Annotated in this window: 18 protein-coding genes and 2 pseudogenes; 7 read left to right on the top strand and 13 right to left on the bottom strand. The window is 69.4% G+C overall.

Annotated features, from left to right (window positions below):
• Positions 1 to 583: 583 nt before the first annotated feature.
• The 4 genes from OHB56_RS36210 to tgmA all read right to left on the bottom strand — a co-directional run bounded on the left by OHB56_RS36210 (position 584) and on the right by tgmA (position 4,698).
• Positions 584 to 2,038: a cytosine permease gene (locus OHB56_RS36210; RefSeq protein WP_406358048.1), complete on the bottom strand. Its 1,455-nt coding sequence runs from the start codon at positions 2,036 to 2,038 to the stop codon at positions 584 to 586.
• Positions 2,039 to 2,318: 280 nt separating this feature from the next.
• Positions 2,319 to 3,443 carry an ATP-grasp peptide maturase system methyltransferase gene (tgmC, locus tag OHB56_RS36215; protein ID WP_406358050.1) on the bottom strand — a complete coding sequence of 375 codons (1,125 nt, stop codon included), beginning with the start codon at positions 3,441 to 3,443 and terminating at the stop codon, positions 2,319 to 2,321.
• Entirely contained in the window at positions 3,440 to 4,390 is a 951-nt protein-coding gene (gene tgmB, locus OHB56_RS36220) for an ATP-grasp ribosomal peptide maturase (RefSeq protein ID WP_406358052.1), read from the bottom strand. Before tgmB ends, tgmC begins: the two co-directional genes overlap by 4 nt.
• The gene (tgmA, locus tag OHB56_RS36225; RefSeq protein WP_406358054.1) at positions 4,387 to 4,698 is read right to left on the bottom strand and encodes a putative ATP-grasp-modified RiPP; all 312 of its coding nucleotides are present in this window, start codon (positions 4,696 to 4,698) and stop codon (positions 4,387 to 4,389) included. Before tgmA ends, tgmB begins: the two co-directional genes overlap by 4 nt.
• A gap of 269 nt (positions 4,699 to 4,967) precedes the next feature.
• On the opposite strand from tgmA, the gene OHB56_RS36230 reads away from it, so the two are divergent.
• Both OHB56_RS36230 and OHB56_RS36235 read left to right on the top strand, forming a co-directional pair.
• The gene (locus tag OHB56_RS36230; protein WP_406358056.1) at positions 4,968 to 5,879 is read left to right on the top strand and encodes a helix-turn-helix domain-containing protein; all 912 of its coding nucleotides are present in this window, start codon (positions 4,968 to 4,970) and stop codon (positions 5,877 to 5,879) included.
• Positions 5,876 to 6,136 carry a DUF397 domain-containing protein gene (locus tag OHB56_RS36235; protein WP_406358058.1) on the top strand — a complete coding sequence of 87 codons (261 nt, stop codon included), beginning with the start codon at positions 5,876 to 5,878 and terminating at the stop codon, positions 6,134 to 6,136. Before OHB56_RS36230 ends, OHB56_RS36235 begins: the two co-directional genes overlap by 4 nt.
• A gap of 66 nt (positions 6,137 to 6,202) precedes the next feature.
• Here OHB56_RS36235 and OHB56_RS36240 read toward each other — a convergent pair whose 3' ends face one another.
• The 4 genes from OHB56_RS36240 to OHB56_RS36255 all read right to left on the bottom strand — a co-directional run bounded on the left by OHB56_RS36240 (position 6,203) and on the right by OHB56_RS36255 (position 14,976).
• On the bottom strand, positions 6,203 to 9,388 hold the full coding sequence (locus OHB56_RS36240) for a type I restriction endonuclease subunit R (protein ID WP_406358060.1): 3,186 nt from the start codon (positions 9,386 to 9,388) through the stop codon (positions 6,203 to 6,205).
• Positions 9,385 to 10,635 carry a restriction endonuclease subunit S gene (locus OHB56_RS36245; RefSeq protein ID WP_406358062.1) on the bottom strand — a complete coding sequence of 417 codons (1,251 nt, stop codon included), beginning with the start codon at positions 10,633 to 10,635 and terminating at the stop codon, positions 9,385 to 9,387. The genes OHB56_RS36240 and OHB56_RS36245 overlap by 4 nt, the downstream gene beginning before the upstream one ends.
• Positions 10,632 to 12,623 (bottom strand): N-6 DNA methylase, encoded by a 1,992-nt coding sequence (locus tag OHB56_RS36250; RefSeq protein WP_406358064.1) that lies wholly within the window; start codon positions 12,621 to 12,623, stop codon positions 10,632 to 10,634. Before OHB56_RS36250 ends, OHB56_RS36245 begins: the two co-directional genes overlap by 4 nt.
• A 115-nt stretch (positions 12,624 to 12,738) precedes the next feature.
• Entirely contained in the window at positions 12,739 to 14,976 is a 2,238-nt protein-coding gene (locus tag OHB56_RS36255) for an N-6 DNA methylase (protein ID WP_406358066.1), read from the bottom strand.
• Positions 14,977 to 15,217: 241 nt separating this feature from the next.
• Here OHB56_RS36255 and OHB56_RS36260 point away from each other — a divergent pair, with 241 nt between their 5' ends.
• The 4 genes and pseudogenes from OHB56_RS36260 to OHB56_RS36275 all read left to right on the top strand — a co-directional run.
• Positions 15,218 to 16,444 (top strand): DNA sulfur modification protein DndB, encoded by a 1,227-nt coding sequence (locus OHB56_RS36260; RefSeq protein ID WP_406358068.1) that lies wholly within the window; start codon positions 15,218 to 15,220, stop codon positions 16,442 to 16,444.
• A 125-nt stretch (positions 16,445 to 16,569) separates the two neighbouring features.
• A complete protein-coding gene (locus tag OHB56_RS36265) occupies positions 16,570 to 17,175 on the top strand; it encodes a hypothetical protein (protein WP_406358070.1) in 606 nt (201 codons plus the stop codon).
• 190 nt (positions 17,176 to 17,365) lie between these two features.
• Positions 17,366 to 18,739 (top strand): hypothetical protein, encoded by a 1,374-nt coding sequence (locus OHB56_RS36270; protein WP_406358072.1) that lies wholly within the window; start codon positions 17,366 to 17,368, stop codon positions 18,737 to 18,739.
• Between the two features lie 52 nt (positions 18,740 to 18,791).
• Positions 18,792 to 19,218: pseudogene (locus OHB56_RS36275) on the top strand (transposase); the annotation flags it as partial.
• A gap of 30 nt (positions 19,219 to 19,248) precedes the next feature.
• Here OHB56_RS36275 and OHB56_RS36280 read toward each other — a convergent pair.
• Positions 19,249 to 19,737 carry a GNAT family N-acetyltransferase gene (locus OHB56_RS36280; protein WP_406358074.1) on the bottom strand — a complete coding sequence of 163 codons (489 nt, stop codon included), beginning with the start codon at positions 19,735 to 19,737 and terminating at the stop codon, positions 19,249 to 19,251.
• A 353-nt stretch (positions 19,738 to 20,090) separates the two neighbouring features.
• Between OHB56_RS36280 and OHB56_RS36285 the strand changes: the two are divergent.
• Positions 20,091 to 20,315: pseudogene (locus tag OHB56_RS36285) on the top strand (hypothetical protein); the annotation flags it as partial.
• Positions 20,316 to 20,457: 142 nt separating this feature from the next.
• Here OHB56_RS36285 and OHB56_RS36290 read toward each other — a convergent pair.
• The 4 genes from OHB56_RS36290 to OHB56_RS36305 form a co-directional block, all read right to left on the bottom strand.
• A complete protein-coding gene (locus tag OHB56_RS36290) occupies positions 20,458 to 21,435 on the bottom strand; it encodes a zinc-binding dehydrogenase (protein ID WP_406358076.1) in 978 nt (325 codons plus the stop codon).
• Between the two features lie 380 nt (positions 21,436 to 21,815).
• On the bottom strand, positions 21,816 to 22,550 hold the full coding sequence (locus OHB56_RS36295) for an ABC transporter ATP-binding protein (protein ID WP_406358078.1): 735 nt from the start codon (positions 22,548 to 22,550) through the stop codon (positions 21,816 to 21,818).
• Positions 22,547 to 23,935 (bottom strand): ABC transporter permease, encoded by a 1,389-nt coding sequence (locus OHB56_RS36300; protein WP_406358079.1) that lies wholly within the window; start codon positions 23,933 to 23,935, stop codon positions 22,547 to 22,549. The genes OHB56_RS36295 and OHB56_RS36300 overlap by 4 nt, the downstream gene beginning before the upstream one ends.
• 64 nt (positions 23,936 to 23,999) lie before the next feature.
• Positions 24,000 to 25,289 (bottom strand): ABC transporter permease, encoded by a 1,290-nt coding sequence (locus OHB56_RS36305; protein WP_406358081.1) that lies wholly within the window; start codon positions 25,287 to 25,289, stop codon positions 24,000 to 24,002.
• Positions 25,290 to 25,326: the final 37 nt, after the last annotated feature.

The following is a 25,326-nucleotide window of genomic DNA, read 5'->3' on the forward strand; positions in this document are numbered from 1 at the left end:
CAGTCCCGCGGAGAGGGGCCCAGGTCCCCGCCGCCCCTCCCCTCGTCCCGTCCGCCGCCCCGCTCGGTCGCCGCCCGAGCAGGGCGGCGGTTTCCGTACGCCACCGCATCCCGTACGTCACCGGATGAGAACACCGCCGCCGATCCCCAGGGCTCGCAGAGCGGCTTCCTCGATGACCCGCGCCGGAGCTGGATCTGCTCCCCGTGCTCCTCGGCCGTCCGCGGGTGCCTGGTGCCGAGGGCGATCGGATCGAGAGGGGCGCGCAGGGCGATCTCGCGCAGGAAGCCCGGCACCTGGTCCGCCTCGACCTCCAGATTTCTGTCGGCCGGCACGGGGGAGGAAGCGGGCACCCGGCGAGCGCACCAACATCGATCCCCACACTGTCGTACGCCAGGACTCGAACCCGGCGGACTGATGGAGGTCCTCCGGCACGTCGAGTCTCCGCACGTCGCCGTCCGGTTCCCGAACGAACACTTCCGCCGGCAGACTCATGGGAACAGGGGATCAGGGCCGGGGCCGGGCGGGCCAGACGTTTTCGCTGACGGAGTTCCACCCGCGGTGGAGGGGGAGCGGTCGAGATGCGTCAGACGCCCAGGGGCTCGGGCTGCTCGACTGGCTCCGCGGCGGCCGCCGATCGAGGCGGCACCGGCGGCTTGGGCAGCGCCAGGTACAGCAGGCCGGAGATCAGGATCGTCGCGATCCAGCCGAGGCCGTACTCGCCGATGACGTTGTTCCTGGCCAGCGGGCCGGTGAACCAGGCGGACGTGGTGAACATCAGTCCCGCGGCGAGGCCGGTCGCCCAAGCGGTGACCGCGGCGGGGGAGAAGCCGCCCCGGTACCAGTAGGCGCTGGCGCGGGTGGTGTCGGCCATGGCCCGACCGTCGTACTCCGTACGCCGCAGCATGTCCGCGCCGAAGACGCCGACCCAGGCGGAGAAGGCGACCGCGAGCAGCGACAGGAAAGCGATGAACGAACCCATGAAGCCGGTCGCCACCAGCATCAGCACACTGCCGAAGACCAGCGAGATCACGGCGTTGACCGACACCGCCCAGTGGCGCGGCACCCGGAAGCCGAGCGTCTGCGCGGTGAAGCCGGCCGAGTACATCGACATCGCGTTGATCAGCAGCATGCCGATCAGCGCGATCAGCAGATACGGCACCGCGATCCAGGTCGGCAGGATCTTCCCGAGGAAGGAGACCGGGTCGGCGGCCGAGGCGAGGTCCGGCACGGAGACCGCCATCACCGCGCCCATGAGCACCATCGGCAGGACGACGATGCCGGCGCCGCCGATCGAGGTGCCCACGATCGCCCTGGCGGAGGCCGTACGCGGCAGGTAGCGCGTGAAGTCCGGCGCCGACGGGATCCAGCTGACACCGCCCGCCGCGATCATGCCGATACCGGTGATCACCGCGGCCGTCGATCCGGCGGGGTGGGCGAACACCCTCGGCCAGTCGGTGTCCACGATCAGGTGGGCGAGGACCAGGACCGAGAACAGACCGAAGAGGTAGGTCGCGTACTTGTTGCACCGTTGCACGGCGTTGATGCCGAGCCCGGAGATCACGAAGGTCGCGACGACGAACGCCAGGAGCATCACCATGCCCAGCGCGCTGTTCGCCTTCAGGCCGAACAGGATGTGCAGGAGGGTGAGCATCGCGTAGGCGCCGACCACCGCGTTGATCGTCTCCCAGCCCCAGCGGGCCACCCAGATCAGCGAGCCGGGCAGCAGGTTGCCGCGCTGCCCGAAGACCGCCCGGGACAGCGCCATCCCGGGTGCCCCGCCGCGCTTGCCCGCGATGCCGATGAGCCCGACCAGGCCGTACGACACGACAGGGGCGACGACGGCGACGACGAGCGCCTGCCAGAGATTGAGGTGATACGCCACGACGAGGCTCGCGCCCATGGTGAGCAGCAGCACGCTGATGTTGGCGCCGACCCAGGTGGGGAACAGCTCGCGGGTTCTGGCGGTGCGCTCACGATCGGGCACCTGTTCGATGCCGCGGGTTTCCAGGGCGCCTTTTGTCTCGGTGGTCCTGCTCATGAAGAAGGGTTCCGTGCTTCGGTCGGGGAAAGCGACTCCGCGCGTACGGACGCGACCCGCCCCATCCTACTTTGGTCTGACTTATGTCATTCAGTGGTGTTTGTCTCCTGGCTGAAGGAACAAGCCTCCTCGGGCCGGGAACCACGGCTGATACCGGCAGGGTTGTGGAAACCGTCATCCAGGGGCTGCGTGATGGGGTGATCGGTCTTCGGGTTCTCGTCGGAGCGAAGCGCTCCGCCCCGTGGTGCCGGTGAGGCGGAGCGCATGCCTGAGACGCGGGTCAGCGGCCCGGCCAGGTGATCGTCGGCTGTTCGGAAGTGAGGGTGATCTCGAACTCCTCCAACGGCGGAGCCCCGGCGCCGCGCCACCGGGTGAGGTGCGCCTCGACGGCGTCCCAGATGCGGGACGGCCCGTTCTGCCGGACCGCCCACCGGCCGTCGTGCTCCCGGAGCACCGCCCAGGCGCCGGTGTTGACGTCGAGGAACAGGTGCTCCGCGCGGCCTTCGCGGGTGAGGGTGACGTACTGAGCGCGCGGCGCGGCGAGTTGGGCGACGAACCGGGTGGTCCAGTCGTCGAGCACGTCGGCGCCGAAGGCCGCCGGCCGCTCGTCGCCCGCGTCGAGGTCGGGGAGCAGCCCCAGCGGCGGCGGCAGGTGCGGCCTGGCGAGCATGAAGGAGATCTGTCCACCGAGGAAGCGGCCGGACGCCGTGCCGTCCTCGTGGACCGTGAGCCGGGCCAGTTCGGAGGAGTACAGCCAGCCGCAGAGGGTGACGAGCATCGTCCCGCCGGGGCGGGTCTGCTCGATCAGCTCGCGGGGGACGGTGAGGAGCCCGCAGGTGGCGATCACCCGGTCGTAGGGAGCCCCGTCCTTGTACCCGGCGAGGCCGTCGCCGACGACCAGGTCCGGGGCGAACCCGCAGTGCCCCAGCGCGGCGCGGGCGCGGAGGGACACGTCCTCGTCGACCTCGACGGAGGTCACCGCGTCGTCGCCGAGCCGATGACACATCAGGGCTGTCGAGTAACCGGTGCCCGTGCCGATCTCCAGGACGCGGTGGCCGGCGTCGACCCGGAGGTCCTCGAGCATGCGCACGACCAGGCCGGGCAGGGTGCTGGACGAGGTGGGGGCGCGCAGGATCTCCCCGCGGACGTCCCCGGGCACGACGGTTCCGGCGACCTGCGTCACCAGGGAGACGTCGTCGTAGCAGGCCGCCGGCCACCGCGGATCGTCCGGCATGACCGGGGTCCAGGCGGTGGGCGTCGAGCCGTCGACCTCCCGGAAGAAGCCGCCGCGCAGGAACTCGTGGCGCGGGACCGCGGACACGGCCTCCCGCCAGGGCCCGGTCCGCAGATGGCCGCTGCCGGTCAGTCGCTCGACGAGCCGGGTCCTCAACTCCTTGTCGTTCATGCCGTCTTCCTCTCCAGGAGATCCGCCATCGCCGCCACCATCGGCAGCCCGGTCTCAGGTTCCATCCACGCCCATTGCCCAGAGGGATTGCACTCCAGGAACCACCATCGCCCCTGGCGGTCGATGGCGAAGTCGAAAGCGCCGAAGACGAGCCGGAAGTGGTCGAGGTAGGCGCGTAGGGACTCGGAGACGCCGGGCGGTGGCTGGACCACGCTGTACCGGAGTCGTGCGTAGTCGGTGCGCCAGTCCAGCAGGTCCGAGTCGATGCGGACGCAGAACACCTGCTCGCCGATGACGGTCACGCGCACGTCACCGGTCTTGTCGATCCGCCGCTGGAAGAGGTGGGCGGTGGCGGTTACCGCGTCGTCGATCTCGTCGGCGGTGACCTCGCGTACCTCGACCGTGCAGGAGACGCCGTCGACGCGGTACAGCGGTGTGGACAGCGGCTTGTAGATCGCCGGACCGTGGGTCTTGACGAAGGCGCGCGCGGCGACCGGGCAAGAGGTGATCGCCGTGGGAGGCAGACGGAATCCGCACGCGGCCGCGGCGGCGAGCCCGGACGGCTTGAACTCGGCGTCGCCGATGCGGTGCGGGTGGTTGACGTACCGGCAGCCGGGCAGCGAGGCCATGACTCCGCCGAGGCCGTAACGGGCCTGCGTGAGGGCGAAGCGCGCGGTCTGGCCGTCGAGGTGAGGGAAGGCGAACCCGGAGGGCCTGCGGTAGTACAGGGAACGGACACGGGACAGGTCCGCCGTACGCGTGGGCGTGGTCAGCGTGCCCTCGATCCCGTGCGACGTGAGGGTGGCCGCGATCGACAGGGTGGCGGGGAAGTCCCCGGAGTCGAACCGCACGACCGGGACGCCCCGGCCGTGCAGTTCGTCGATCACCAGGTCGGTCGTGGGGTCGTCCAGGTTGGTGACGACCAGAACCGGACTCGTGTCGGTCACTGGTCGGTGTCGTTCCCGGAGTCCTGGTCGCCACCACCGCTACCGCCGGGACCCGAACCGTCGGAGGGATTGCCGGTGTTGGTCGCGGGTTTGGTGCCCGTGCTGGTCCCGTGGCCGGGCATCTCCATGACCTGCCCGGCGGCGTCGAAGTAGCGGCCGGTCTGGGTGGCCGGGTCCAGCTCGACGCGGGCGTACGAGGGAGCGAGAGCGGGGTACGGCGCCATGCGGCGCAGCCCCCACGGCGCGGGCGTGCTGATGCCGTCGGGCAGCGGCGTTCCGGTGGGGAGCCGGTCGGAGTGGGCGAACATCGGTGCCTCCTGGTGGGCGGGAAGGTCGTGGTGGCGTGGGTTCTTCCGGGTGCCGGCTGCCGGCCCGTGGCGCGGCTCCGGTTCAGCCGCAGCGTGAACCGTTCACCGGCAGGGGTGGTCGTGCTGCGGTCATGTACTCACAGTGGCGTGCCGTGGCCTAGCGTGACCAGTGGTGACGCGCCGACGCGAACCCTTCGTACGCGGCGGCACACGACGGTGTACGAAGCGGTACGGAACGGCCGGAAACGGCACGGGGAGAGGCGCGGGACATGACGAGCGTGCGGGACGAAGAGACGGGCCAGGGACAGGCGGCAGTGCCGGTGCCGGTACCGGTGCAGGGCGGCCAGGGGCAGGGGAGCGGGAACCGGAGGCCCGGGGACGAGCCGGGGGCGGGGGTCGTCACCGCGTTCGGACGGCAGTTGAAGCTGCTGCGGATTCGGGCGGGCCTGGAGCGGCCGGAGTTCGGCAAGCGGATGGGCTACTCGCCGGAGACGGTGGCCTCGATCGAGCAGGGGCGGCGGATTCCGCAGGCGGGGTTCATCGAGAAGGCGGATGAGGTGTTGGGGGCTGGGGGGTTGCTCACGGCGCTGAAGGAGGAGGTGGGGCGCGCTCAGTACCCATCGTTCTTCCGGGACATGGCGCGGCTTGAGGCAGATGCGGTCACCCTCCATGTGTACGGCGCTCTTGCCATTCCAGGTCTGTTGCAGACCGAGGACTACGCGAAAGCCGTCTTCACTATGCGCCGCCCGCTTCTCGACGACGCGACCGTGGAACAACGCGTCGGAGCGAGGTTGGCAAGGCAGGAGATCTTCTCGCGGAGACCACTTCCCACGCTGAGCTTTGTCATCGAGGAAGCGGTGTTGCGGCGTCCAGTCGGGGGGTGGCCCGTTCTGCAGGGCCAGTTGGAACAGATCCTCCTGCATGGGCACCGGAGGAATGTCGAGATCCAAGTTATGCCCATTGAAGCGGCGGAACACTGCGGACTGGCCGGGCCGTTCACCTTGATCGAGACTCGGGACGGGCGCAGGATGGCGTACGTGGAGGTGCAGCGAACGAGTCGTCTCCACACCGAGCGCGCAGAGGTGCGGGACACCGAGGAGCAGTACGGCATTCTGCGGGCTCAGGCCCTGACTCCGCGTGAGTCGATGGCCTTCGTCGAGAGACTCTTGGGAGAGAAATGACCCACCGTGTGAGCGAGTTGCCGGTTCCTGAGTCAGCGTGGTTCAAGAGCAGCTACAGCAGTGGTGAGGGCGGGGAATGCGTCGAAGTCGCCTGGTCCAGGAGCAGCTACAGCGGTGCTGAAGGCGGCCAGTGCGTTGAGGTCGCCACGACTACTGAAGCCGTCCTCATCCGGGACTCGAAGCAGCCTGCGGGGGCCCGTCTTGTGGTCGGTGTCAACGCCTGGGACGGCTTCGTACGGATGGCTGCCGGGCGCTGACCCGCTGAGGATGAACGAAGGAAGGGGTCCAGCGTGCACGCCGGACCCCTTCCTTCACCTCACGTCTCAGAAGTCGTCCAGACCTTCCTCGCTGCGGATCATCCGCCAGGCCGCGCGGCGAGCGCTGCGGTCGAGGTTGGACTTGAACTCGCGGTCGGCGCCGAAGTAGCGCTTGCCGAGGGTGTCGATGGTGGACACGTGGTCCATCATGTTCTCCTCGAACTTCTTGTCGTAGACGAGGCCGAAGTTCTCCTCGTCGTTGACGACGGCGGCGGCGCGGACCTTCGGGTCCTCGTTGGTGAGGTTGAAGACGGGCAGAAGGTCCGTCTCGGTGAAGTCCGTGCCGAACTTGGCGTTGAACTTGTCGATCAGTTCGGACAGCAGGGACTTATCGTCGTCCTTGGCCCCGCCCACGCCGTCGCCGAAGCCCTTGAGTTCGGCGGCACCCTCGGGGGTGAGGGCCACGTCGTGCTCGCCGGTCTTCTCGACGCGCAGGTGACTCAGGTCGACCTCGCCTATGTCCACGCCACCGTTGGCCCGGTGGGGGAGGCGGTTGAGGAGGTAGCGGCCGTAGAGGTGCAGTCGCTCCAACTCGGGGTCGTGGTACGGCACGATCTGCGCGAGGAAGCCGTACTTGCGGACGTAGTCGTTGAGGTGGGCGCGGAACTCCTCCGCCGTCTCGACGTCGTCCTCCTCCTCGCTGTCCATCAGCACGGTGAAGCGGGTGACGGCGGGGGCGAGGAGCCGGTACAACTCGGCGTGCAGCTTCTCCCACTTGGCCTGGGAGCCGCCCGCCTTCTCCTTCGCCTCGAAGTACGCCGTGGCGAACTCGTCCATGTCCTGCTCCGAGATGATCGGCGCGGACATGACCCGGCTCTGGGCCGTGTAGAGGAGGTTGGGGTCGGAGGGGAGGGTGTGGGCCTCCTCGAAGTACGGGCGGAACGCTTCCTGGATGTCCTCGGCCTCGTTGACGAAGTCCAGGACGGCGAGGTCGGCCTGCGCCTTGCGTTCGGCGGTCCGGTTGAGGCGGGAGAGGGTCTGGACGGCCGCGATGCCGGTCAGCGACTTGTTGACGTACATGGTGGTGAGGAGCGGCTGGTCGAAGCCGGTCTGGTACTTCTCGGCGACGACCAGAATCCGGTACTCCTGCTGCCCCTTGCCGCCGGCCTTCGCGGCCTTGTCGTCGGCGCGGGTGTATGCGAACGCCTTCGGCAGCCCGCTCTCGGACAGCCCGCCGCCGTTCTCCTTGCTCTCGGTCGTCTCCTCACCGTCGATGGTGAGGGAGCCGGAGAAGGCGACGAGGACACCGAGGTCCGGGTACTTGGTGTCGTACTCACGGTCCGCGATGTAACTCCGGATGGCACGGGCCATCTGCACGGCGGAATGACGGGAGGCAGTGACCACCATGGACTTGGCCCGCCCACCGAGCCGACCACGAGTGTGGGCGACGAAGTGCTCGACGATCACCTGCGCGTGCTGTGTCACAGTGTGCTCGTGCATGAGCGCGAACCGGGCGAGCAGGCTGTTCGCCTTGGAGGGGTCGACCTCCTTCTCGTCGCGGTTCAGGTTCGCGAGCTTCCAGTAGGTGTTGTACGTGATGTAGTTGCGCAGCGGGTCGAGGATGAAGCCTTCCTCGATGGCCTGACGCATGGAGTACGTGTGGAAGGGGCGGTAGACGGACTCGCCGTTCTCCGTGCCCTCCGTGCCGAAGAGTTCGAGGGTCTTCGCCTTCGGGGTGGCGGTGAACGCGAAGTAGGAGAGGTTCGCGGCCTGCGAGCGCTCCACCGCCTTCGCCTTCAGCCTGTCGTCCACGGTGAGCGTGGTCGCGCCCTTGTCCTCGGTGTCGGCGTCCAGGCCGAGGTCCCGCAGCGCGGACTTCACGGCGGTGGCGGCGTCGCCGGACTGCGAGGAGTGCGCCTCGTCGACGACGATCGCGAAGCGGCTGCCCTTGATCTCGGTCGGGTTGCGCTTGACGTAGTCGAGCAGGGCGGGGAACGAGTGCAGGGTGACGGTGACGATCTTGCCGGTGTCCCGGGAAAGGGCGCGGGCGAGCTGTTCGCTCTTTGCGCCGTGCTTCTCGTCGACCTTCACGACCAGGCCTTCGGTCTGCGAGAAGTTGCCGACTGTCTCACGGAGCTGGGCGTCCAGATTGCGGCGGTCGGTGATGACGATGACCTTGTCGAAGACCGGTTCCCCGGGCTTGATGCGGCCGTCCGCGAGTGCCTCGGTGTCCAGGACGCGCGGGTCCGTGTCGGCGTGCAGGTCGCTCAGGCGGTGGGTCAGCCAGCCGATGGTGTTCGACTTGCCGGAGCCGGCGGAAGCCATGATGAGGTAGTTCTGACCGGCGCCGTGCGTGGCCGCGTGTGCGGTCAGCTTCTTGACCACGTCCCACTGGTGGAAACGCGGGAAGATCGTCGACTTGGTGGTGCCGCCGCCGGGCGTCTTGTGCTTCTGCTGATGCACGAAACGCTGGAGGAGGTCGAGCCAGTTGTCCCGCTGCCAGACGTGTTCCCAGAGGTACGACGTGGCGTACGTGCCGTGGACCGTGGGTGCGGGGTTGCCGGCGCCGCCTGGCTGGCCGGGTCCGTTGGAGCCTGTGTTGAAGGGCAGGAACTGGGTGCTCTTGCCGCGCAGTTGCGTCGTGACGAACACCAGGTCCGGGTCGACGGCGAAGTTCGCGATGACCCGGCGGGTGAAGATCAGCTCGGTCGGGTCGCGATCGGTCCGATACTGCTCCTTGGCCTGATCGACGCCCTGCCCGGTGAGCGGGTTTTTCAACTCGGCCGTGGCGATTGGGATGCCGTTGAGGAACAGGGTCAGGTCGAGGCGGTGACCCCAGTCGGCCTGCTTGGTGGCGTAGGGGAGTTCCCGGACGACGGTGAGGCGGTTGGCCCGGTAGCCGTCGAGGACCGAGTCCGCGGAGATCAGGTTCGGCTTGAAGTAGGCGACATGGAGCCGGACTCCGCGATCCTTGACGCCGTTCCGGAGGACGTGAAGAAGTCCGTCGTCGGCAATAGCTCGGTCGAGCCGCTGAGCGAAACCGCGCTGGGCCTCGTTGGGGTTGCCGCCGTAGACGGTGAGGAGTTCGTTCCACTCTTCGGGCTGGGTCGCCCCGATGAAGGTGAACAGCTCGTTGGTGTCGAGGCCGAGATCGGCCCGGTAGTCGCTCGGGCTCGCCTCCCGCCACCCGCGCTCGCAGAGCGCCGCAACGATGGCAGACCCGAAGGACGATTCGTCGTATACAGGGCTCATACGGCGACTCCTTCGGTCACGTTGCGCCCGCTGGCGGTGGATACGTCGAACTGGCCGGTTACGGCAGCGGTGATGAGGGCTTGACGGCGTTCACTGAGTACTACGGTTTGCTGTGCAACTTTGGTGCGTAGTGCGTCAAGGATGGTGCGCTGCTGTTGGACTCGCTCCACCATTTCACGCTGTTCTTCAAGTGGGGCAGCCGGAAGCGGCCACGCTTTTACTTCCTCGAAACGGATGTTAGCCATTGATTGAGAGGCGCCATTTGAGGAAGCGGCGCAGAGGTCCCGAACGCGGCTTCCGCGTGCCACTGTTGCAACGAATTCTGCGGTGACTCGATCGTCCAGGCGCACGCGGAAGATTTTGTCAGAGAGGAGTAGTTTCCCCCGCGTGGACGGTACAGTCGCCGTGGAGCCGACTAGCAGTGGAGTATTTGCCCGGGTGATGAGCAGGTCACCGCTTCGCACCTCGTGTCTTGGATCTGGAGCCACGTCCGAGGGGAGGCGCTTGTTTTCCTCCGGGATGAAACGACCCGGTCGGAGACAACTAACTTTGAGTACACCCCACTCGTCAGGGCCAGCGGGGAATGCGTAGGCTTGTGGGCTCGAGCCTTGGTCAACCCCAAGAAGATACCGCCGGAGCGGTACTGCTCCCCACCGATCGAGAAGATCATCGATTGATGAGTCAAGCTGGGTCCTTTCTCGTTCGTCAAGCTTAGCCACTACTTGCCCTTGAAGGTGAGCGAGTTGATTGATGCGGGTAGTCTCGGTGTCGAGGAAGTTGGCGATGCGGCGCTGCTCCTCGAGGCGCGGAAGGGTCACGCGGATGTCGCCGAGATCCTCTGAGTTAATCCGAGGCGTGCGAACCGAGCCGCTCTCGGTGCCTCCAATTCCGCGTAGTCTTGCAATCATCTCTCCGACGAACCAATGAGATCGGAAAAGGTGATGGAGATAGCGAGCCTCCACTGAATTGTGAGGGCGTAGTACAAGGTAGTCCGGACTCACGATTCCGCGCATGGGGCTAATTCCGATTGCCCCCTGAAAGGCTCGCATGCGATTGAGGACGATGTCACCCGTTTCGCAGACCTTGTAGTTGCTTAGGTCCTCCGCGCGAGGTAGATCATCGGTAAGAGTGTGGCGGGGAACGACTCCGTGATGAATCGACACAGCGAGCAATGGTGGCTGGATTGCTCCGGCGCGTTGATCAATTACTTGATAGAGGTTTTTGAGGCGCAGGTCTGATGCTGTCATTCGGTAACTTCCCCCAAAAGTCCCTGAATCTCCATCTCCAGCGCCTTCAGCTCCGCGTCGATCTCTGCCAACGGCCTAGGCGGCTCGTATACATAGAAGTGTCGCGTGAACGGAATCTCGTACCCGATTTTCGTCTTGCTGCCGTCGATCCACGCATCCGGCACATGCGGGTGAACCTCTCGCTTCAGGTACTCCTCGACGTCCTCACCCAACGGCACATTCTCGTAGTCCCGCAACTCCGAGTCCGGCTCCGGCTTGCCCTTGACGAGCTGGACCTCGCCCTCCGGGTCCCGCACCCCCACCGCGTCCCGCAGCGCCTTCAAGAACGGCGCCCCTGACGGCCAGGTGGAGCCGGCCTGGATCACCGCGTCCTTCAACGCCAGCCACGCGTCCGCCTTCTTGGCCCAACTGCTGCCCTTCAGCTCCCGGAACGCCTCCAGCATCAGTGAGGCCTGCGGAAGCTTCTGGATGACCTTCGACGCCTCCAGTGCCGCCAGAGTCTCCTCTGTCAGCTCGAAGCGCAGCTTCAGCGGGCGCTCGACGGTGATCCGCTGGTACCCGAACGCTGTGTTGTCGAAGACCTTCACCTTGCCGTGCAGTGGGTGTTCCGCGTCCGCAGCCGCGTGCAGGGCCTCGCCGTAAAGCTTGACCACCGTGGCGATGTGGTCGTCGCTCAGCTGCTTGCGCTTGTCGCCGAGCGACTTGCGCATTTTCTGCCACTGGTCGCGCGCGTCCAGCAGCACGACCTTGCCCTTGTGGTCGGGGCTCTTGCGGTTGGTCAGGATCCAGAAGTACGTGGAGATGCCGGTGTTGTAGAAGAGCTGGTCCGGCAGGGCGACGATGCCCTCGAGCCAGTCGTTCTCCAGGATCCAGCGGCGGATCTCCGACTCGCCCGAGCCCGCAGCGCCCGTGAAGAGCGGGGAGCCGTTGAAGACGATCGCGATGCGCGAGCCGCCCCCGCCGTTGACGTCCACCGGCTTCATCTTCGAGATCATGTGCTGGAGGAACAGCAGCGAGCCGTCGTTGATGCGCGGCAGCCCCGCACCGAAGCGGCCGGCGTCGCCGAGCGTGGCGTGCTCCCGCTCGACCTCCTCCTTGACCTTCTTCCACTCCACGCCGAACGGAGGGTTGGCGAGCATGTAGTCGAAGGTCGAGCGGGCGTGGCCGTCGTCGGAGAAGGAGTTGCCGAAGGCGATGTTCTCCGGGTCCTGGCCCTTGATCATGAGGTCGGACCGGCAGATCGCCCACGACTCGGGGTTGAGCTCCTGCCCGTACACCTCCACCGTGGCGTCGGGGTTCAGGTCCTTGATCAGGTCTTCCGTCGCCGAGAGCATGCCGCCCGTGCCGCAGGCCGGGTCCATGACCGTACGGACGACACCGGGGAGCTGGAGGGCGTCGCCGTCGGGGGCGACCAGGAGTCGCACCATGAGCTGGATGACCTCACGGGGGGTGAAGTGCTCACCGGCGGTCTCGTTGGACTGCTCCGCGAAGCGACGGATCAGTTCCTCGAAGATGTAGCCCATGTTGTGGTTGGGCACGGTCTCGGGGCGCAGGTCCAGGTCCGTGAACTTGCCGATGACCTGGTAGAGCAGGCCCGAGCTGTCCAGGCGCTTAATCTGCTGGGCGAACTCGAAGCGGTCGAGCACGCCGCGGGCGTTGTCGGAGAACGACCCCACGTACACCGTGAGGTTCTTCGCCGCGTTCTGCGGGTCCGCCGCGATCTTCTTCAGGGTCAGGCCGGACTTGTTGTAGAAGGAGTGGCCCGCGGCCCGGCGCAGGAAGCGGTCCGGGTCGATGTCGCCGTCCTTGTACTGCTCCGCCAGCGCCGTGACCTTCTCGCGCGTCGGCTCCAGGACGCACTCAAGCCGTCGCAGCACCGTGAACGGCAGGATGACCTTGCCGTAGTCGGACTGCTTGTAGTCCCCCCGCAGGAGGTCGGCGACGGACCACGCGTGGTTCGCCAACTCCGTGTGCTTACTGCTGTTCAAGTGGATCCCCGGATTCCTTCCGAAATGTCCCAACCCCACCACCTCGGCCGAGCCTGGTCGACTGGCAGGCCGGGGCGGTCCGACAAGTGTGGTCTATGCGTGAAGCCCTGTGTGCCTAATGGGGCGAATCGCTACCCGGGCCCCGGCCCCGTACCGCAGCCGTGTCCGCCGCCGTCTCCTGGGACGACGGAAGCAACTGGCCGCCGGTCAGCCCGCCCGACAGCAGCCGTGCCGTCTCCTCCGCCAACCGCGTCGCCCGCCCCGCCTCCGCCCGCAGTTCGTGGACGCGGCGGAACGCCTCCCCGTACCGGCGCTGCTCCTCCAGTGGCAGCAGCGGGACGCGCAGCCGGCCGGGGCTGACGTTCAGCACCGTGCTGCCGGTCGACGCGCCCGCGATGTTGTCCTCGGCGCCCAGGAACCCGGCCAGGAACCAGGCGTCCAGGCGGGCCGGGTCGGGCCGGAACAGGTGGACGTGCGGGCCGAGCAGCGCACCGGCCTCCGCCTCCCCGACGACCAGGGCCATCGCACCGCCGCCACCGCTCGCGACCGCGCGGACCAGTACGTCCCCGGCGGCGATCACCGGCGCCGTGTCCGTACGGACGGTCGCCGGGTCACCCGTCGGGCCCGAACCCCGGGAGATGTCCGAGCCGGTGAAGACCGGGCGGCCCGCGCCCGCTCCCCGCCCGCCCTTGCCGGCGCCGTCGTCGTCCCCGCGCCCGCGTGATCCCTCCGGCGTCGTCCGCAGCAGTGTCAGTGCGCCGCCCCGCGCGAGGTCGGCCGCGGTCGCCGTACGCCACTCCCGGGCCGAACCTCCCGCCGCGTCCCAGTCGTCGTAACCGGCCGCGCGGCCGAGGGACTTGGCGGCCTTGACCAGGTTCCGGCGCGTCGCGTCGGCCTCCGCCGCCAGCTTCGCCGGGTCCACGTCGGCGCGTGAGGCGCGTACGAGGCGGGTCGGTGTCAGGTCGACGGTCTCGTCCAGCAGGTCGACCACGTCGACCGCGCGCGCGACGCCGGGCTCGTCCTCGAAGGCGTCGGGGTCCGCCGCGAAGGCGTGCCACGCGCCCAGGGCCTGGCCGGTGATCCGCGCCCAGTCCAGCGAGGCGGACCGGCTGCCGCCCCGGGTGCGTGGGCCCGTCCGCGCGTCCGTCCTCGCGTCCGCCGCCGACGACTCCGCGGTGTCGACGAACAGCACCGACTTGTGCTCGGGGCCGCCCGGTTCGGGCCGTTGCAGGATCCAGATCTGCAGGCCGATGTGGAACGGCACCGACGCGCCGACCGGCAGCGCCACCACCGCGCGCAGGGCGCCGCTGCGGACCAGTTCCGCGCGTACCCGGCGGCCCGAGGCGCGGCCGGCCGTCGCGGGCGGCAGGAGCAGGGCCGCGTGGCCGCCGGGTGTCAGGTGGGCGAGGGAGTGCTGCACCCAGGCCAGCTCCGACTCGGCGCGGGCCGGTACGCCGTACGCCCAGCGCGGGTCGTACGCCAGCTCGTCGTACCCCCAGTCCCGGTCGCCGAACGGCGGGTTGCACAGCACCGCGTCGGCGGTCAGGTCGGGGAAGGCGTCCGCGCGCAGGCTGTCGGCGGCGCGGACGGAGACGGTGGTCCCGGGCGGCGCCGTCAGCAGCAGGCCCACCGCGCTGCGCCGCGCCTGCACGGGGAGGACGTCCTGGCCGTACAGCTCGGCAGCACCCCGGCGGGCGGCGGCCTCCAGCAGGGCGCCGCTGCCGCAGGCCGGGTCCAGGACGCGGGCCGGGGCGCCGGGAAGGAGGCGTGCGAGGAGGTCGGCGAGCGGGGCCGGCGTGCGGTACGCGCCGCTCGCCGCGCTGTCCTCCAGCTCCCGCTCCGCGAGCACGCCCAGCGTCGCCTGGCCGCCCTCGTCCCGTACGCACACGTACAGCGCGCGGAGCACGGCGGCGTCGGTGTCCGCGAAACGCACGCCGCCCCCGCCGGGTACGGCGTCGGCGACGCCCGCCGCGTCGCGCTCCGCGCGGACGGCGAGATCCGTGTCCGGGAGCCGCGCCGCGGCCGTGAGCTGGTCCGGGGTGCGGCGGGCCGCGGCCAGGACGAGGAGCAGCAGGTCCGCCGTGCCGCCGTCATCGCCGTCGCCGGTGCCGTGGGCACTGAGGCGAAGGGTCGTGCGCAGTTCCTCGGCCGGACTGGCCGCCGAGGCGTAGCCGCGCGAGGCGAGCCATGTCCGGACCGCCTCCAGGTCGTACAGGGGGCTGCTCTCCGCGCCGCCGGACGGTTCGGGGAAGTCGTCGTACCGGCGGCGCCAGTTGCTGACGGTGGCACGCGTGACCCCGGCGATGCGGGAGATCTCGGCGGCGGTCACCTGTGCGGACGACTGCTGGGGCATGACGGAAGACCTGAGCCTCTCAATAGCGGACGTCAACAACCTACAGCACCCGTCAAACCCGTCAAGGTGTTTGACAGCGTTTTCAATGACGTGCTTATCTGGTGACGCTTCCGCAGGGAGTCGCAGCCGCTCGGCTCGGCGGCCCCGTTCGGTCGTGCCGTTCCGCCGTGCGGTCCAGCGGCGCCGCCCCACATCCGATGCCCGCTCTCTCACGCCTGTCCGAACTCCGGGGGGAGTCACCATGCGCCTGACCATGCCGACCGGTGCCGTCGAGGGAACCCAGCTCACCGTCATGCCGTTCCGCGACGACGCCGTCGTCGGAACGATGGCGGTGCCCACACTCGTCCAGCTCGTCCCGTCACCCCGGGCCGAGGAGGACCCGAGGAGGCTGAAGGCCGCCTCCGGCCTGGTGCGCCGCCACGCCGAACTGCGGGCCACCGTCCAGCGCACGCTGAAGTCCTCGCAGAAGGGCAAGAACGTCGGGCCGTACGCCGAGTACATCGCCGCCGGCCTCAAGGGTGAACTCGGCGCCGCCTGGTCCACCCCGCCGATCACGCTCTGGCACGCCGGACCGCTCGCCGCGCTCAGCGACGAACTCGTCCCCGGCAGCGGCCTGCGTACCCTCACCGTCGCGCCCGGCACCATGGTCGTCGCCATCGACGGCGAGACCCAGACCGCCGCCTGGCACGACCTCTACGAAGACCCCGAGGCGTACGGCCTGACGTACCCCGAACTCGCCCGGGTGCGCCTCCCGTTCGAGCTGTACGTCGACCTCGCCCCGGCCGACGCGCGCCAGATCTTCTACGACCGCAACGTGCAGGGCGTCGACGTCGCCAAGAACCTCGCGATGTCCATGGACCAGCGCGACGCCGGCACCCGGCTCGCCCACCTGGTCGCCGACTCCGTGCGCGTCGACGTGGACGGACAGCGGGTGCCGTTCGCACGGCTCGTCAACATCAGCAAGCGGCAGGTGTCGGCCGGTGACCGCGAGGTCGTCACCCTCTCCGCGCTGCGCGCCCTGGTCGTCACCACCCTCTACGGGCGCGGCGGACTCCAGCGGTCCGCCGAACCCGTGCACGAAGCCGACCTGCCGGGCAGGAACCGGCCCGAGCGGGTGAAGGAGGCCGTCGTCCCGGTGCTCGGCCAACTGATCGCCCGCTACGCCCGTCACCTGACGGACCGCAGCGCCCTCACCGCTCCCGCCGTCCTCGCCGGACTGGGGATCGCCGTCCACCACACGATGCCGTGGAGCGAATCGGCGTCCGCGTTCCGCCTGGAGGACCTGATCCGCCTCCTCGACGACATCCACTGGGAGCGCGAGGCGAAGTACTGGGACGGCGTCGCCGCCAAAACCGGCACCTCGGGGCGCCTCAACTTCAGCGGCGGAGTGAAGGACTCCGGCGGCCGGGTCGCCGACGCGATCCTCTACCCGGCGACCGAGGCGGGCCGCAGGATCCGGGGCTTCTGAACCCGGGCGCCGCGCCCACGCGCCTCTCGACTCCACCTCATCCCGCATCGCGATCCCACGCACGCATCGCGATCCCACGCACGCAACACACCCACGAGCGCATCACACGGAAACGGAGCACGACCATGTCCTTCCAGCAGCCCTTCCACTCCCCCTCTCCGCAGCCCGGCCCCGGCACCCAGGGCCCCTTCGGCCTCGGCACCCCCACCGGCCCGGCGCGGCCCCCGAAGCAGCGCGGCCGGTGGCTGAAGTACGGGGCGGTCGCCTTCGTCTCCCTGTTCATCGGGGTCGGCATCGGAAGCAGCGGCGACGGCACGGCGGCGGCGGACACGGCAGCCGCCGACACCAAGTCGGAGCCGAGGCCGACGGTCACCGTCACCGAAACCGCCAAGGCCGACGGCGGCGGTGACGCCAAGCCCGCCCCCGCCCCCACCGTCACCGAGACCAAGACGGTCACCGCCAAGCCGAAGAAGACCAAGGCGCCGGGCCCGGCGACCAGCTTCTCGGGAGAGGGCGAGTACGTCGTCGGCGAGGACATCAAGGCCGGCACGTACAAGACGGCCGGGGCCGACGGCGACTTCGGCTGCTACTGGGAACGGGCCAAGGACGCCAGCGGCGAGTTCGGCTCCATCATCGCCAACAACAACCTGAACGGCCCGGGACGGGTGACCCTCAACACCGGCGAGTACTTCAAGACCAACCGGTGCCAGGAGTGGAAGAGGGTGGGCTGAGCCGGTGGAGGGTCCACCCCTTCAGGCCGTCGAAGTCCTTCTCGGCGGCCAGGGGTTGGCCGACATAAGGGTGTTCTCCGACAGGGTCGGAAACCGGGGCGCGGCGGACTGCCCTGCCGTGTGATGATCTTGCCGGTGCGCCGGGGCTGCCGGCGCGTCAGTCGCGTTACCACACCCTTAGGGGGTAGCAATGAGACTGTTGTTCTCTGCTGGACGCCCGGTACGGCTCAGATCCGGCGCCGCCGTGGTGGCGGCGGCCGGCCTGCTGACCGCCGGCCTCGCCGCGCCCGCGTTCGCCGACGACGACCCGCCGCAGACCGACCAGTTGTGGATCAACAAGCCGTACGAGCAGACGCTGCCGCTCGGCACCGACGGCGGTCAGCCGCAGTCCCGCATTCTCCGCGTCGGCCTCTCCCACGACAACGAGAACTTCACGGTGACCGACGGCAGGCTCACCGTCGACATCTCCGACCTCACCGGGGTCGCCGAGGTGACCTGGCCCGACAACTGCACGCCGAGCGGCACGAGTGCGGTGTGCGACGTTCCCGTGGTGCCCACGATCGGGAGCGACTACAAGCACCAGGTGTTGCTGACGGTGCGCGCGGCCGACGGCGCCGAAGTCGGCGCACAGGGCAGGATCACCTACGAGGCGACGGCCACCGGCGGCCCCGACGGCACGCTCACCGCGCCGCACGAGAGCTTCGATACCACGCTCACCGTCGGCGCCGGGCCCGACCTCGCCATCGACCCCGTCGCCGACATCGAGGCCGGCCGGCCCGGCGACGAGCGGACGATCCCGTTCAGGATCACCAACAACGGCAACGAGAGCGCGAACGGGTTCACCGTCAAGCTGCACGCCTCGTACGGCCTGACGGATCTGACCCGGTACGACGCCTGCACCTACACCACGACGGACGGCAACGACTACGCACCGTCGAACAGGGCAATCTGCACGTTCGACCAGGTGCTGGCGCCGGGCGACTCCTTCGAACTGCCCGAACCGCTGACGGTGCGACTCGCCCCGCACGCGCTGAACGAGCGGCTCGACATCGGCGTCGAGCCGGGCGACGACGCCCAGGACATCGACTACCAGAACGACTACGCGGCCCTCCAGATCGGCGCGGAAAACACCGCGGACTTCTCCGTGACCGGAGACGCCGTCTCCGGCGCGGCGGGCGAGACGGTCACGGCCGAGCTCACATTCAAGAACAACGGCCCGGCCTGGCTCGGCAACCTCGGCTCCGGCGACCCGGTCGCCGAGGTCCGGCTGATCGTGCCCGAGGGCACCAAGGTCACCGGCGTGCCGTCCGGCTGCTCCCCGCGCACCCTCGACGGCGGCTACTACCCGAAGCGGACGGGCGCCCCGCGCTACGACTGCGACCTGCGGTACTGGGTGCTGGAGGACACCCAGCACACGTTCGCGTTCTCCGTGCACATCGACACCGTGGTGCCCGGCGCGACCGGTGCCGTGAGCATCCACCCTCCGTACGGCGAGTTCGGCGAGTACCCCTTCGCCTTCGACCCGGACCTCACGAACAACACGGCGGTCCTGGCCGTCAACTGACCGGCCCGGAGGTTCGGGGCAGCCGCTCGAGCGGCTGCCCCGAACCCGCGCCCTGTGGGGCGTCGACCGCCGCCGCAAGGCGCCGCCGACACCCTGGCCGCACCGAAGTCGATCCGCGCCGCCCGGCCCCCGACGGTGCCCCGATCTGCGTGATCCTGGGCAACCTCTCCGCCCACAAGAGCGCCGACATCCGGCGCTGGGTGAAGAAGAACAAGGTCGACTTGTGCTTCACCCCGACCTACGCCTCCTGGACCAACCCGATCGAGGCGCGCTTCGGACCGCTGAGCCAGTTCACCATCGCCAATTCTCACCGTCCCGACCACACCGTGCGGACCCGGGCCCCGCACGCCTGCCTGCGCCGACGCAACGTCAACGCCCGCCACCCCGAGGTCCTGACCGCCCGACGCAAGGAGCGGGCCCGTATCCGCAGCGAGAAAGGCATCCGCTGGGGCGGACGCCACCTCTCAGCCGCGGCATGACCGGGCCCGATGAGCTGTCCCCGTCATCTCTCAGCGACTACCGACCCCACCTGGTGCCAACTCGGCGATGATCTCATCACCGTCAACTGCTCCCGTCGGCACGAAACCCAGCGATGTGTACAGCCGTCCGGCAACGACGTTGTCCGGCTGATATGCCAGCCGGATCGTCCAGCAGCGTTCCTGTTCTGCCAGCCAGCCCGTCATGGTCCGCAGAAGGGCGCGGCCGAGGCCCTTGCCCTGCTCGGCGCCATCGATCAGCATGCCTCCGATCCAGTGCGAGCCGTCCTCGTCCAGCCCCCACATGACGTGTCCGACGACCGTGTCGTCTGCGTAGACCGCCAGCGAGTTCCAGATGTCTTCGCGCATCGACAGCAAGAGATAGCGGGCTGCCATGGCGGGGACATGACTCCGCTGGTCGTCGAGAGGCACGATGTCAGCGACTGCGCGCCAGTTCTCGTCGCCCACCTCCCGCAAAGTGACGTGCCGTCCGGTTCCGTCGGAAAATCCGTGGTCGATCACAGGAGGAGACTACTGCTCGCAAGTTCGGCGACCCGGTGAACGAGCCCGGTCACAGCACCAGTGAGGTGTAGGGGCGGCGCCCGACGATGCGGCGACGCGGCCGGCATCGAGCAGGGGAGATCCGTCCAAGTCGTTTGTCCGGGTGGTTGCCGGCGTGTGGAGTACGCTCGCCGGCCGATTCCCGGACACGGCGGCGGACTTCGAGCACCGGAAGCCGGTCCGCCGTCTGCACCGGTACGACGCCGCCGGCGGGAGCAGGGCCCTGGCCACGGCCCTGACGGACAGGGCCGCCTTCCATGCCGCTGCCAAGGAGTTCGCGGTCGCCCGTGACGACTTCCGTCAGGTCCCGGAACTCCTTGGCCCGGTTCCGCGCCGAAGGCCACGAGATCCGTGACGAGGACATCGCCCGGCTGTCCCCGCTCAAGCTCCGGAATCTCAACGTCCTGGGACGTTACAGCTTCACCGTGTCCGTCCCGCGCGAGGAACTGCGGCCGCTGCGCGACCCGGATGCGGTCGAACTGGATGACGATGACGATGGCGGGGACAGACCGGGGCCGTCCGGGCCGCTCGGCCCGTGAGGAAGACCGAAACGGGTGAGTGCGACGGCCCTGCCCGTCGTGGGGCTACCCGGTCGGCCCGCACGACGGGCGCCGACGCGGCCCGCACGACTCCGCCGCCGTCACCGACCGGAGCTCGAAACCTCCCGCAGAGCCGTGCCCGTCAGGGGATCAGCAGCGTCTTGCCCGGCGCCTCCCGGGCCTCGATGGCCGTATGCGCAGTCCCCGCCTCCTCCAACGCGAACGTCTGCCCGATCACCGGCTGGAACTCCGCGGACCGTGTCCGCAGGGCCTCCGCCCAGCGGCGCCGCACCGCCGCGGCCCGGTCCGGTCCGATCTGCACCGCGGCGATCCCGCTCACCCGCTGCCCCCGCCGAACGGCGACCTCCGTGTCGACTCGGGCGAATCCGCCCGCTGCCGCCCCGTGCGTCGAGATCCGTGCACCGTCCCCCGCCGCTGACAGCGCGGCGGTCCCCAGCTCCCCGCCGACGCCATCCAGCACCACGGCGAACTCTCCGCCGGCTGCCGTCTTCGCCGCCTCCACCCAGCCGTCGGCCGAGTAGTCCACCACCGCGTCCGCGCCCTGCTCGCGGACGAGTTCGAGCTTCCGTCCACCCCGCGCCGCGCCCACCACCACCGCACCGGCCGCATGCGCCGCCCGCACCAGCAGCAGGCCCATCGCCCCGGCGGCACCGGTGATCAGCACACGGTCCTGCGGCTTGATCTCCGCCAGGTCGAGCAGCAGTAGTGCGGTCGGCAGATCGTGCATCAGTGCCGCGGCGGACCGCAGACCGACGCCGTCCGGGACCGGCACCGCGGACGCCGCGTCGGCCACCGCGCGCTCCGCGTACCCGCCGCTGACCCCGTCCAGCCAGGCGGCGACCCGCTCACCGACCCGCGTCACGGGGATGCCCGCGCCCACCGCTGCAATGGTCCCGGCCACCGCGCCTCCCGGGGTGTACGGCAGCGGGATCGGGAAGAAGTCCTCCCAGGCACCCGCGCGGATATAGGTGTCGAGGTTGATCACATCCACTGCCGCCACATCGACCAGGACCTGCCCGGGACCGGGTCGTGCATCCGGCACCTCCACCACGGTCAGCACCTCAGGGCCGCCGAACGCCGTCACCTGTATCGCCTTCATTTTTTCCTGCTCCCTGCGGTCTTCTCGGGTTCCGCGGGAAGCCTGGCACCTCAACCATGGTTGAGGTCAATGGCAGTTGGCGGGACGCGAGGGGCGGGCAGGCTGCCGCACTCCGACCCTGATCGACAACCACCGGGATGACCGGCTTTCACCGGCCGGGTGTCTCAGCGGAAGAGGCCGGCGTTCTCCGTGGCCCACTGCCGGAACGGTCTCCCCGGGGAACCGGTGACCTGTGAAACCGTGTCGCGCACTGCCAGCAGCTCGTCCTCGAAGTCGTCGGCTGACCTCGGCCCCGCAGGTTGCCCACATGACGGACCCCTTCCGGACCGGCCGCACGGGCGAGCGGCCCTGTCCGCGGCCGGTCTCGGGTGGGTGCGTGGTCAGCGTGGTCTCGCCTCGTCCGTCAGCTTGCCCTTGCGCAGGGTGAGGACGCGGTCGGACTGCGCCGCCAGTCGCTGGGAGTGGGTGACGACGACCACGCACTTGTCCTGTTCGTGGGCCAGTGCGCGGAAGGTGTCGATGATGCCCTGGGCGGTGTCCTCGTCGAGGTTTCCGGTGGGTTCGTCGGCGAAGAGGATGTCGACGTCGCAGGCCAGGGCGCGGGCGATGGCGACACGCTGCTGCTGGCCGCCGGAGAGCCGCATGACGTTGCGCGTGGCCATGCTCTTGTCCAGGCCGAGCCGCTCCAGGAGTTCCAGGGCGCGGGCCCTGCGGCCGCCACGGTCCGGCTTCACGCCGGTGATCTCCATGGCGGTGGTGACGTTCTGGAGGGCGGTCATGTAGGTGAGCAGGTTGTAGTGCTGGAAGATCGTGGCGGCGTGCTTGTTGCGGTAGCGGCCGAGGCCGAGCTTCGTCAGGTCCTGACCGCGGAAGCTGATGGTGCCCCGGGTGGGTGCGTCGAGGCCGCTGGCGAGGCTGAGCAGGGTGGTCTTGCCGCTGCCCGAGGGCCCCAGGACGGTGTAGAAGGTGCCGCGCCGGAAGCTGTAGTCGATGCTCTTGAGCACGGTGGTCCTGCGGCGCTGGTCGGCGTAGGTGTGGCTGACGCCGTCGAGGCGGAGGACGGGCGGGGTTTCGGCGGCGCTGGTTTCGGTGGCGCTGGTCATGGTGGCTGTCACTTGCCCTTCGTGAGGATGGTGCGGGGGGTGAGCCGCAGTACGGAGGCGGCCGGGACGGCAGTGGCCAGCAGGCCCAGGCCGAGGCCGACGCCGCCCACGGTGGCCAGGGCCGCCAGGTCGAGGCGTACGTCGATGCTGTCGATGGGGTCGGCGTTCTCCACCGGCTTGTCGTCCGGGTCGATGCCCTGGTCGATGCCGGTGCTGCCGGGAGCCGGGGGCTGCCAGGAGTCGAGCTTGTGCCGGGCCGCGGCGGCCTCTCGGCCGAGCAGCGACTGGCCCGCGCTCTGGGTCAGGCTCTGGGTGAACAGGGAGCTCAGGCCGATGGCGAGGGCCGCGACCGCGACGATCTCCAGCGCCTGCTGGGCGATGAGCTTCCCCTTCTTCTCGCCCATGGCCAGCAGTACGCCGTACTCCTTGCGGCGCTGCTTGACCGCGAGGTTGACGAGGAGGGCGAGGACGGCAGCGCCCGCGATGCCGATCAGCCACATCGCGACGGTGGCGGTGGAGCTGATGCTGTCCAGTGGGCCCGTCATCTGCCGGATCGCCTTGTCGTTCGTGGTCAGTGCGAACCCGTCGAGCGCGGAACCCGCGATCCGTTCGGCCTCCTCCTCGAACCTCCCCAGGTCATCGGCGTCGGAGAGGAGGAAGGTCGCCTTCCTGACCTGCAGGGACCCGTCCACGGGGGCGTTGAGCCCGGCGAACCCGCCCACGGACGCGTACAGCATGTTGGCCGGGTTGACGAGGTGCTCCGGCTCGGGCTCGGAGCTGGGGCGCGGGTCCCGGTAGATACCGGCCACCGTGAAGTCCGCCGTGGCCTTGCCTTCGTGCGCGCCCAGGGTGATCTTGTCGCCGGTCTTGAGGCCGTTCTTCCGGGCCAGCCGCTCCTCGATCAGCAGCAGGTGCTTGTTTTTGTCGGCGGCGGTGAGGTGCGCTCCGGACAGGAGCTCGAAGTTGCCGCTGCGGAAGTCGGGCAGCAGCGCGGAGTCGAGGACTCCGACGGTGGGGGTGCCATCGGGCCCCATGCCCGAGGCCGCGGCGTCCACGCCCCCGGTCACCAGCTCGGTGCCGCCCTTGACGACGCCCCGGTCGAACATGGAGTAGGTGTACTTCTGGACCAGCGGGGAGGCGCCCAGCTCGTCCACCACCGCGGCGCTGATCTGAGGGGCCACGAGGGCACCGCCGGCGCCCAGGCTTTTCAAGTCCATCTCCAGGTTGACCTCGGCGCCCACGGAGCGCTTGGCCTCGTGCTTGGCCCGGGCCGTCGCGTCCTTGATCATTACGCCGGCCAGCACCATCACGGAGATGACGAGGAAGGTGCACAGGGTGATCAGGGTCCTGCCCCTGCGGGACCACAGGCTGAGCCCTGCCCGTTTGACGAAGTTCATGTCGGTCGGCTCTCTCGTTCCGTATCGGTCGTTCTGTAGGGGTCGTTCTGTAGGGGTGCGGTGCTTATTCGCTGTCGGTGAGGAGGGAGCGGGGGTGGAGGCGGAGAATTCCGATGCCGGGGACGACGGTGGAGACCAGGGAGATTCCGAGGCCGATGCCGGCGACCTTGCCGAGGTCGGAGGGCTCGATGCGCATCCGGGGCGAGTCGGCCGGTGTGTCCGGGGAGCCGGCCCTCGGGGAGGGGGAGGAGTCCTGGCGGGCGAGCAACGCGTCGCCCGCCTGCTGGACGGCGACCTGACCGGCCAGGGCGGCGACGGCTACGGCCGGCAGGCCGACCGCGGCCACTTCCACGGCATGCTGGCCGATGAGCTTCCACTTCTTCTCGCCCAGCGACAGAAGCACCCCGAGCTCGTCGCGGCGCTCCCGGATCTGCAGCATCACGATGAGCCCCAGAATCAGCGCGCCGGCCACGGCGGTGAGCCAGACGATCAGCCCGGCGAAGGTACCGGCCCGCTGGATCGGACGGACCTGGTCCCTGTACGCCTTGTCGTTGACGCGGAAGTCGAACGACCCACCGCCGAGGAGCCGCCGGGCCTCGGCGTGCAGATGCTCGGCCTGTTCCGGGGAGCCGATCCTGAAGACCGCTTCGGCGAGGTCCGCCGTGCCGGGGCTCAGCCGCTGAACCGTGCGGACCGGTACGTAGAGCACATTGCCGGGCAACTGGTGCGGCGGCACCCACCTCGACGGGTCCTGTGTCGAGTCCCGGTAGATCCCGACGACCGTGAGCGGCACGGTGCGCTTACCGTCGGCCGACCGCACGCGAAGGGTGTCGCCGGCCTTGAGCCCGTTCTTCCCGGCCAGCCGCTGCTCCACCACGGCGACCCCGCGACCGGCGTCCTCGGGGGTGATCCCACGCCCCGCCGTGATCTTGTTCGAGCCGTACGAGAAAGGCAGCAGCAGGCCCGAGTCGCGCACGCCGTTCAGTGCCAGGGGAGGCGGTGTCTCCGGAGGCGGTGTCTTTGCCCGGGTGAGGTTGCCGCCCGGCCTCGGGGCGTCGGACTCCAGCGGCTCGATGCCGCGGGCCCCGGCCTCGAGCGGGAGCCGCGGGTTGTACCGGTGCACCTGTGGGGACGAGCCGAGACGGTCCGCCAGCGCCGGAGTGAGGCCCTTGCCCTTCAGCGTCACGTCGACGCCGATGGTCCGCTGCGTTTCCGCCTCCTGGCGGGCGGTGGCGCCCTGCAGCAGGAAGCCGCCCAGCAGCAGGGTGCAGATGACGACGAAGATCCCCAGCAGAGCGGCGGTCCTGGCTTTCCTGGCACGCAGGCTCATCCCCGCGCGCTTGACGAAGTTCATGGCCGCAACAGAAGCAGGGCGTCCTTTGCAGCGGGAT

Source organism: Streptomyces sp. NBC_01635, from assembly GCF_045209715.1.
GTDB classification, from domain to species: domain Bacteria; phylum Actinomycetota; class Actinomycetes; order Streptomycetales; family Streptomycetaceae; genus Streptomyces; species Streptomyces hirsutus.

Excerpts from the sequence above, each read along its gene's own strand:
- OHB56_RS36210 (WP_406358048.1), bottom strand. The coding sequence starts at position 2,038 with ATGAGCAGGACCACCGAGACAAAAGGCGCCCTGGAAACCCGCGGCATC.
- tgmC (WP_406358050.1), bottom strand. The coding sequence starts at position 3,443 with ATGAACGACAAGGAGTTGAGGACCCGGCTCGTCGAGCGACTGACCGGC.
- tgmA (WP_406358054.1), bottom strand. The coding sequence starts at position 4,698 with ATGTTCGCCCACTCCGACCGGCTCCCCACCGGAACGCCGCTGCCCGAC.
- OHB56_RS36230 (WP_406358056.1), top strand. The coding sequence starts at position 4,968 with ATGACGAGCGTGCGGGACGAAGAGACGGGCCAGGGACAGGCGGCAGTG.
- OHB56_RS36235 (WP_406358058.1), top strand. The coding sequence starts at position 5,876 with ATGACCCACCGTGTGAGCGAGTTGCCGGTTCCTGAGTCAGCGTGGTTC.
- OHB56_RS36240 (WP_406358060.1), bottom strand. The coding sequence starts at position 9,388 with ATGAGCCCTGTATACGACGAATCGTCCTTCGGGTCTGCCATCGTTGCG.
- OHB56_RS36245 (WP_406358062.1), bottom strand. The coding sequence starts at position 10,635 with ATGACAGCATCAGACCTGCGCCTCAAAAACCTCTATCAAGTAATTGAT.
- OHB56_RS36255 (WP_406358066.1), bottom strand. The coding sequence starts at position 14,976 with ATGCCCCAGCAGTCGTCCGCACAGGTGACCGCCGCCGAGATCTCCCGC.
- OHB56_RS36260 (WP_406358068.1), top strand. The coding sequence starts at position 15,218 with ATGCGCCTGACCATGCCGACCGGTGCCGTCGAGGGAACCCAGCTCACC.
- OHB56_RS36265 (WP_406358070.1), top strand. The coding sequence starts at position 16,570 with ATGTCCTTCCAGCAGCCCTTCCACTCCCCCTCTCCGCAGCCCGGCCCC.
- OHB56_RS36270 (WP_406358072.1), top strand. The coding sequence starts at position 17,366 with ATGAGACTGTTGTTCTCTGCTGGACGCCCGGTACGGCTCAGATCCGGC.
- OHB56_RS36290 (WP_406358076.1), bottom strand. The coding sequence starts at position 21,435 with ATGAAGGCGATACAGGTGACGGCGTTCGGCGGCCCTGAGGTGCTGACC.
- OHB56_RS36300 (WP_406358079.1), bottom strand. The coding sequence starts at position 23,935 with ATGAACTTCGTCAAACGGGCAGGGCTCAGCCTGTGGTCCCGCAGGGGC.
- OHB56_RS36305 (WP_406358081.1), bottom strand. The coding sequence starts at position 25,289 with ATGAACTTCGTCAAGCGCGCGGGGATGAGCCTGCGTGCCAGGAAAGCC.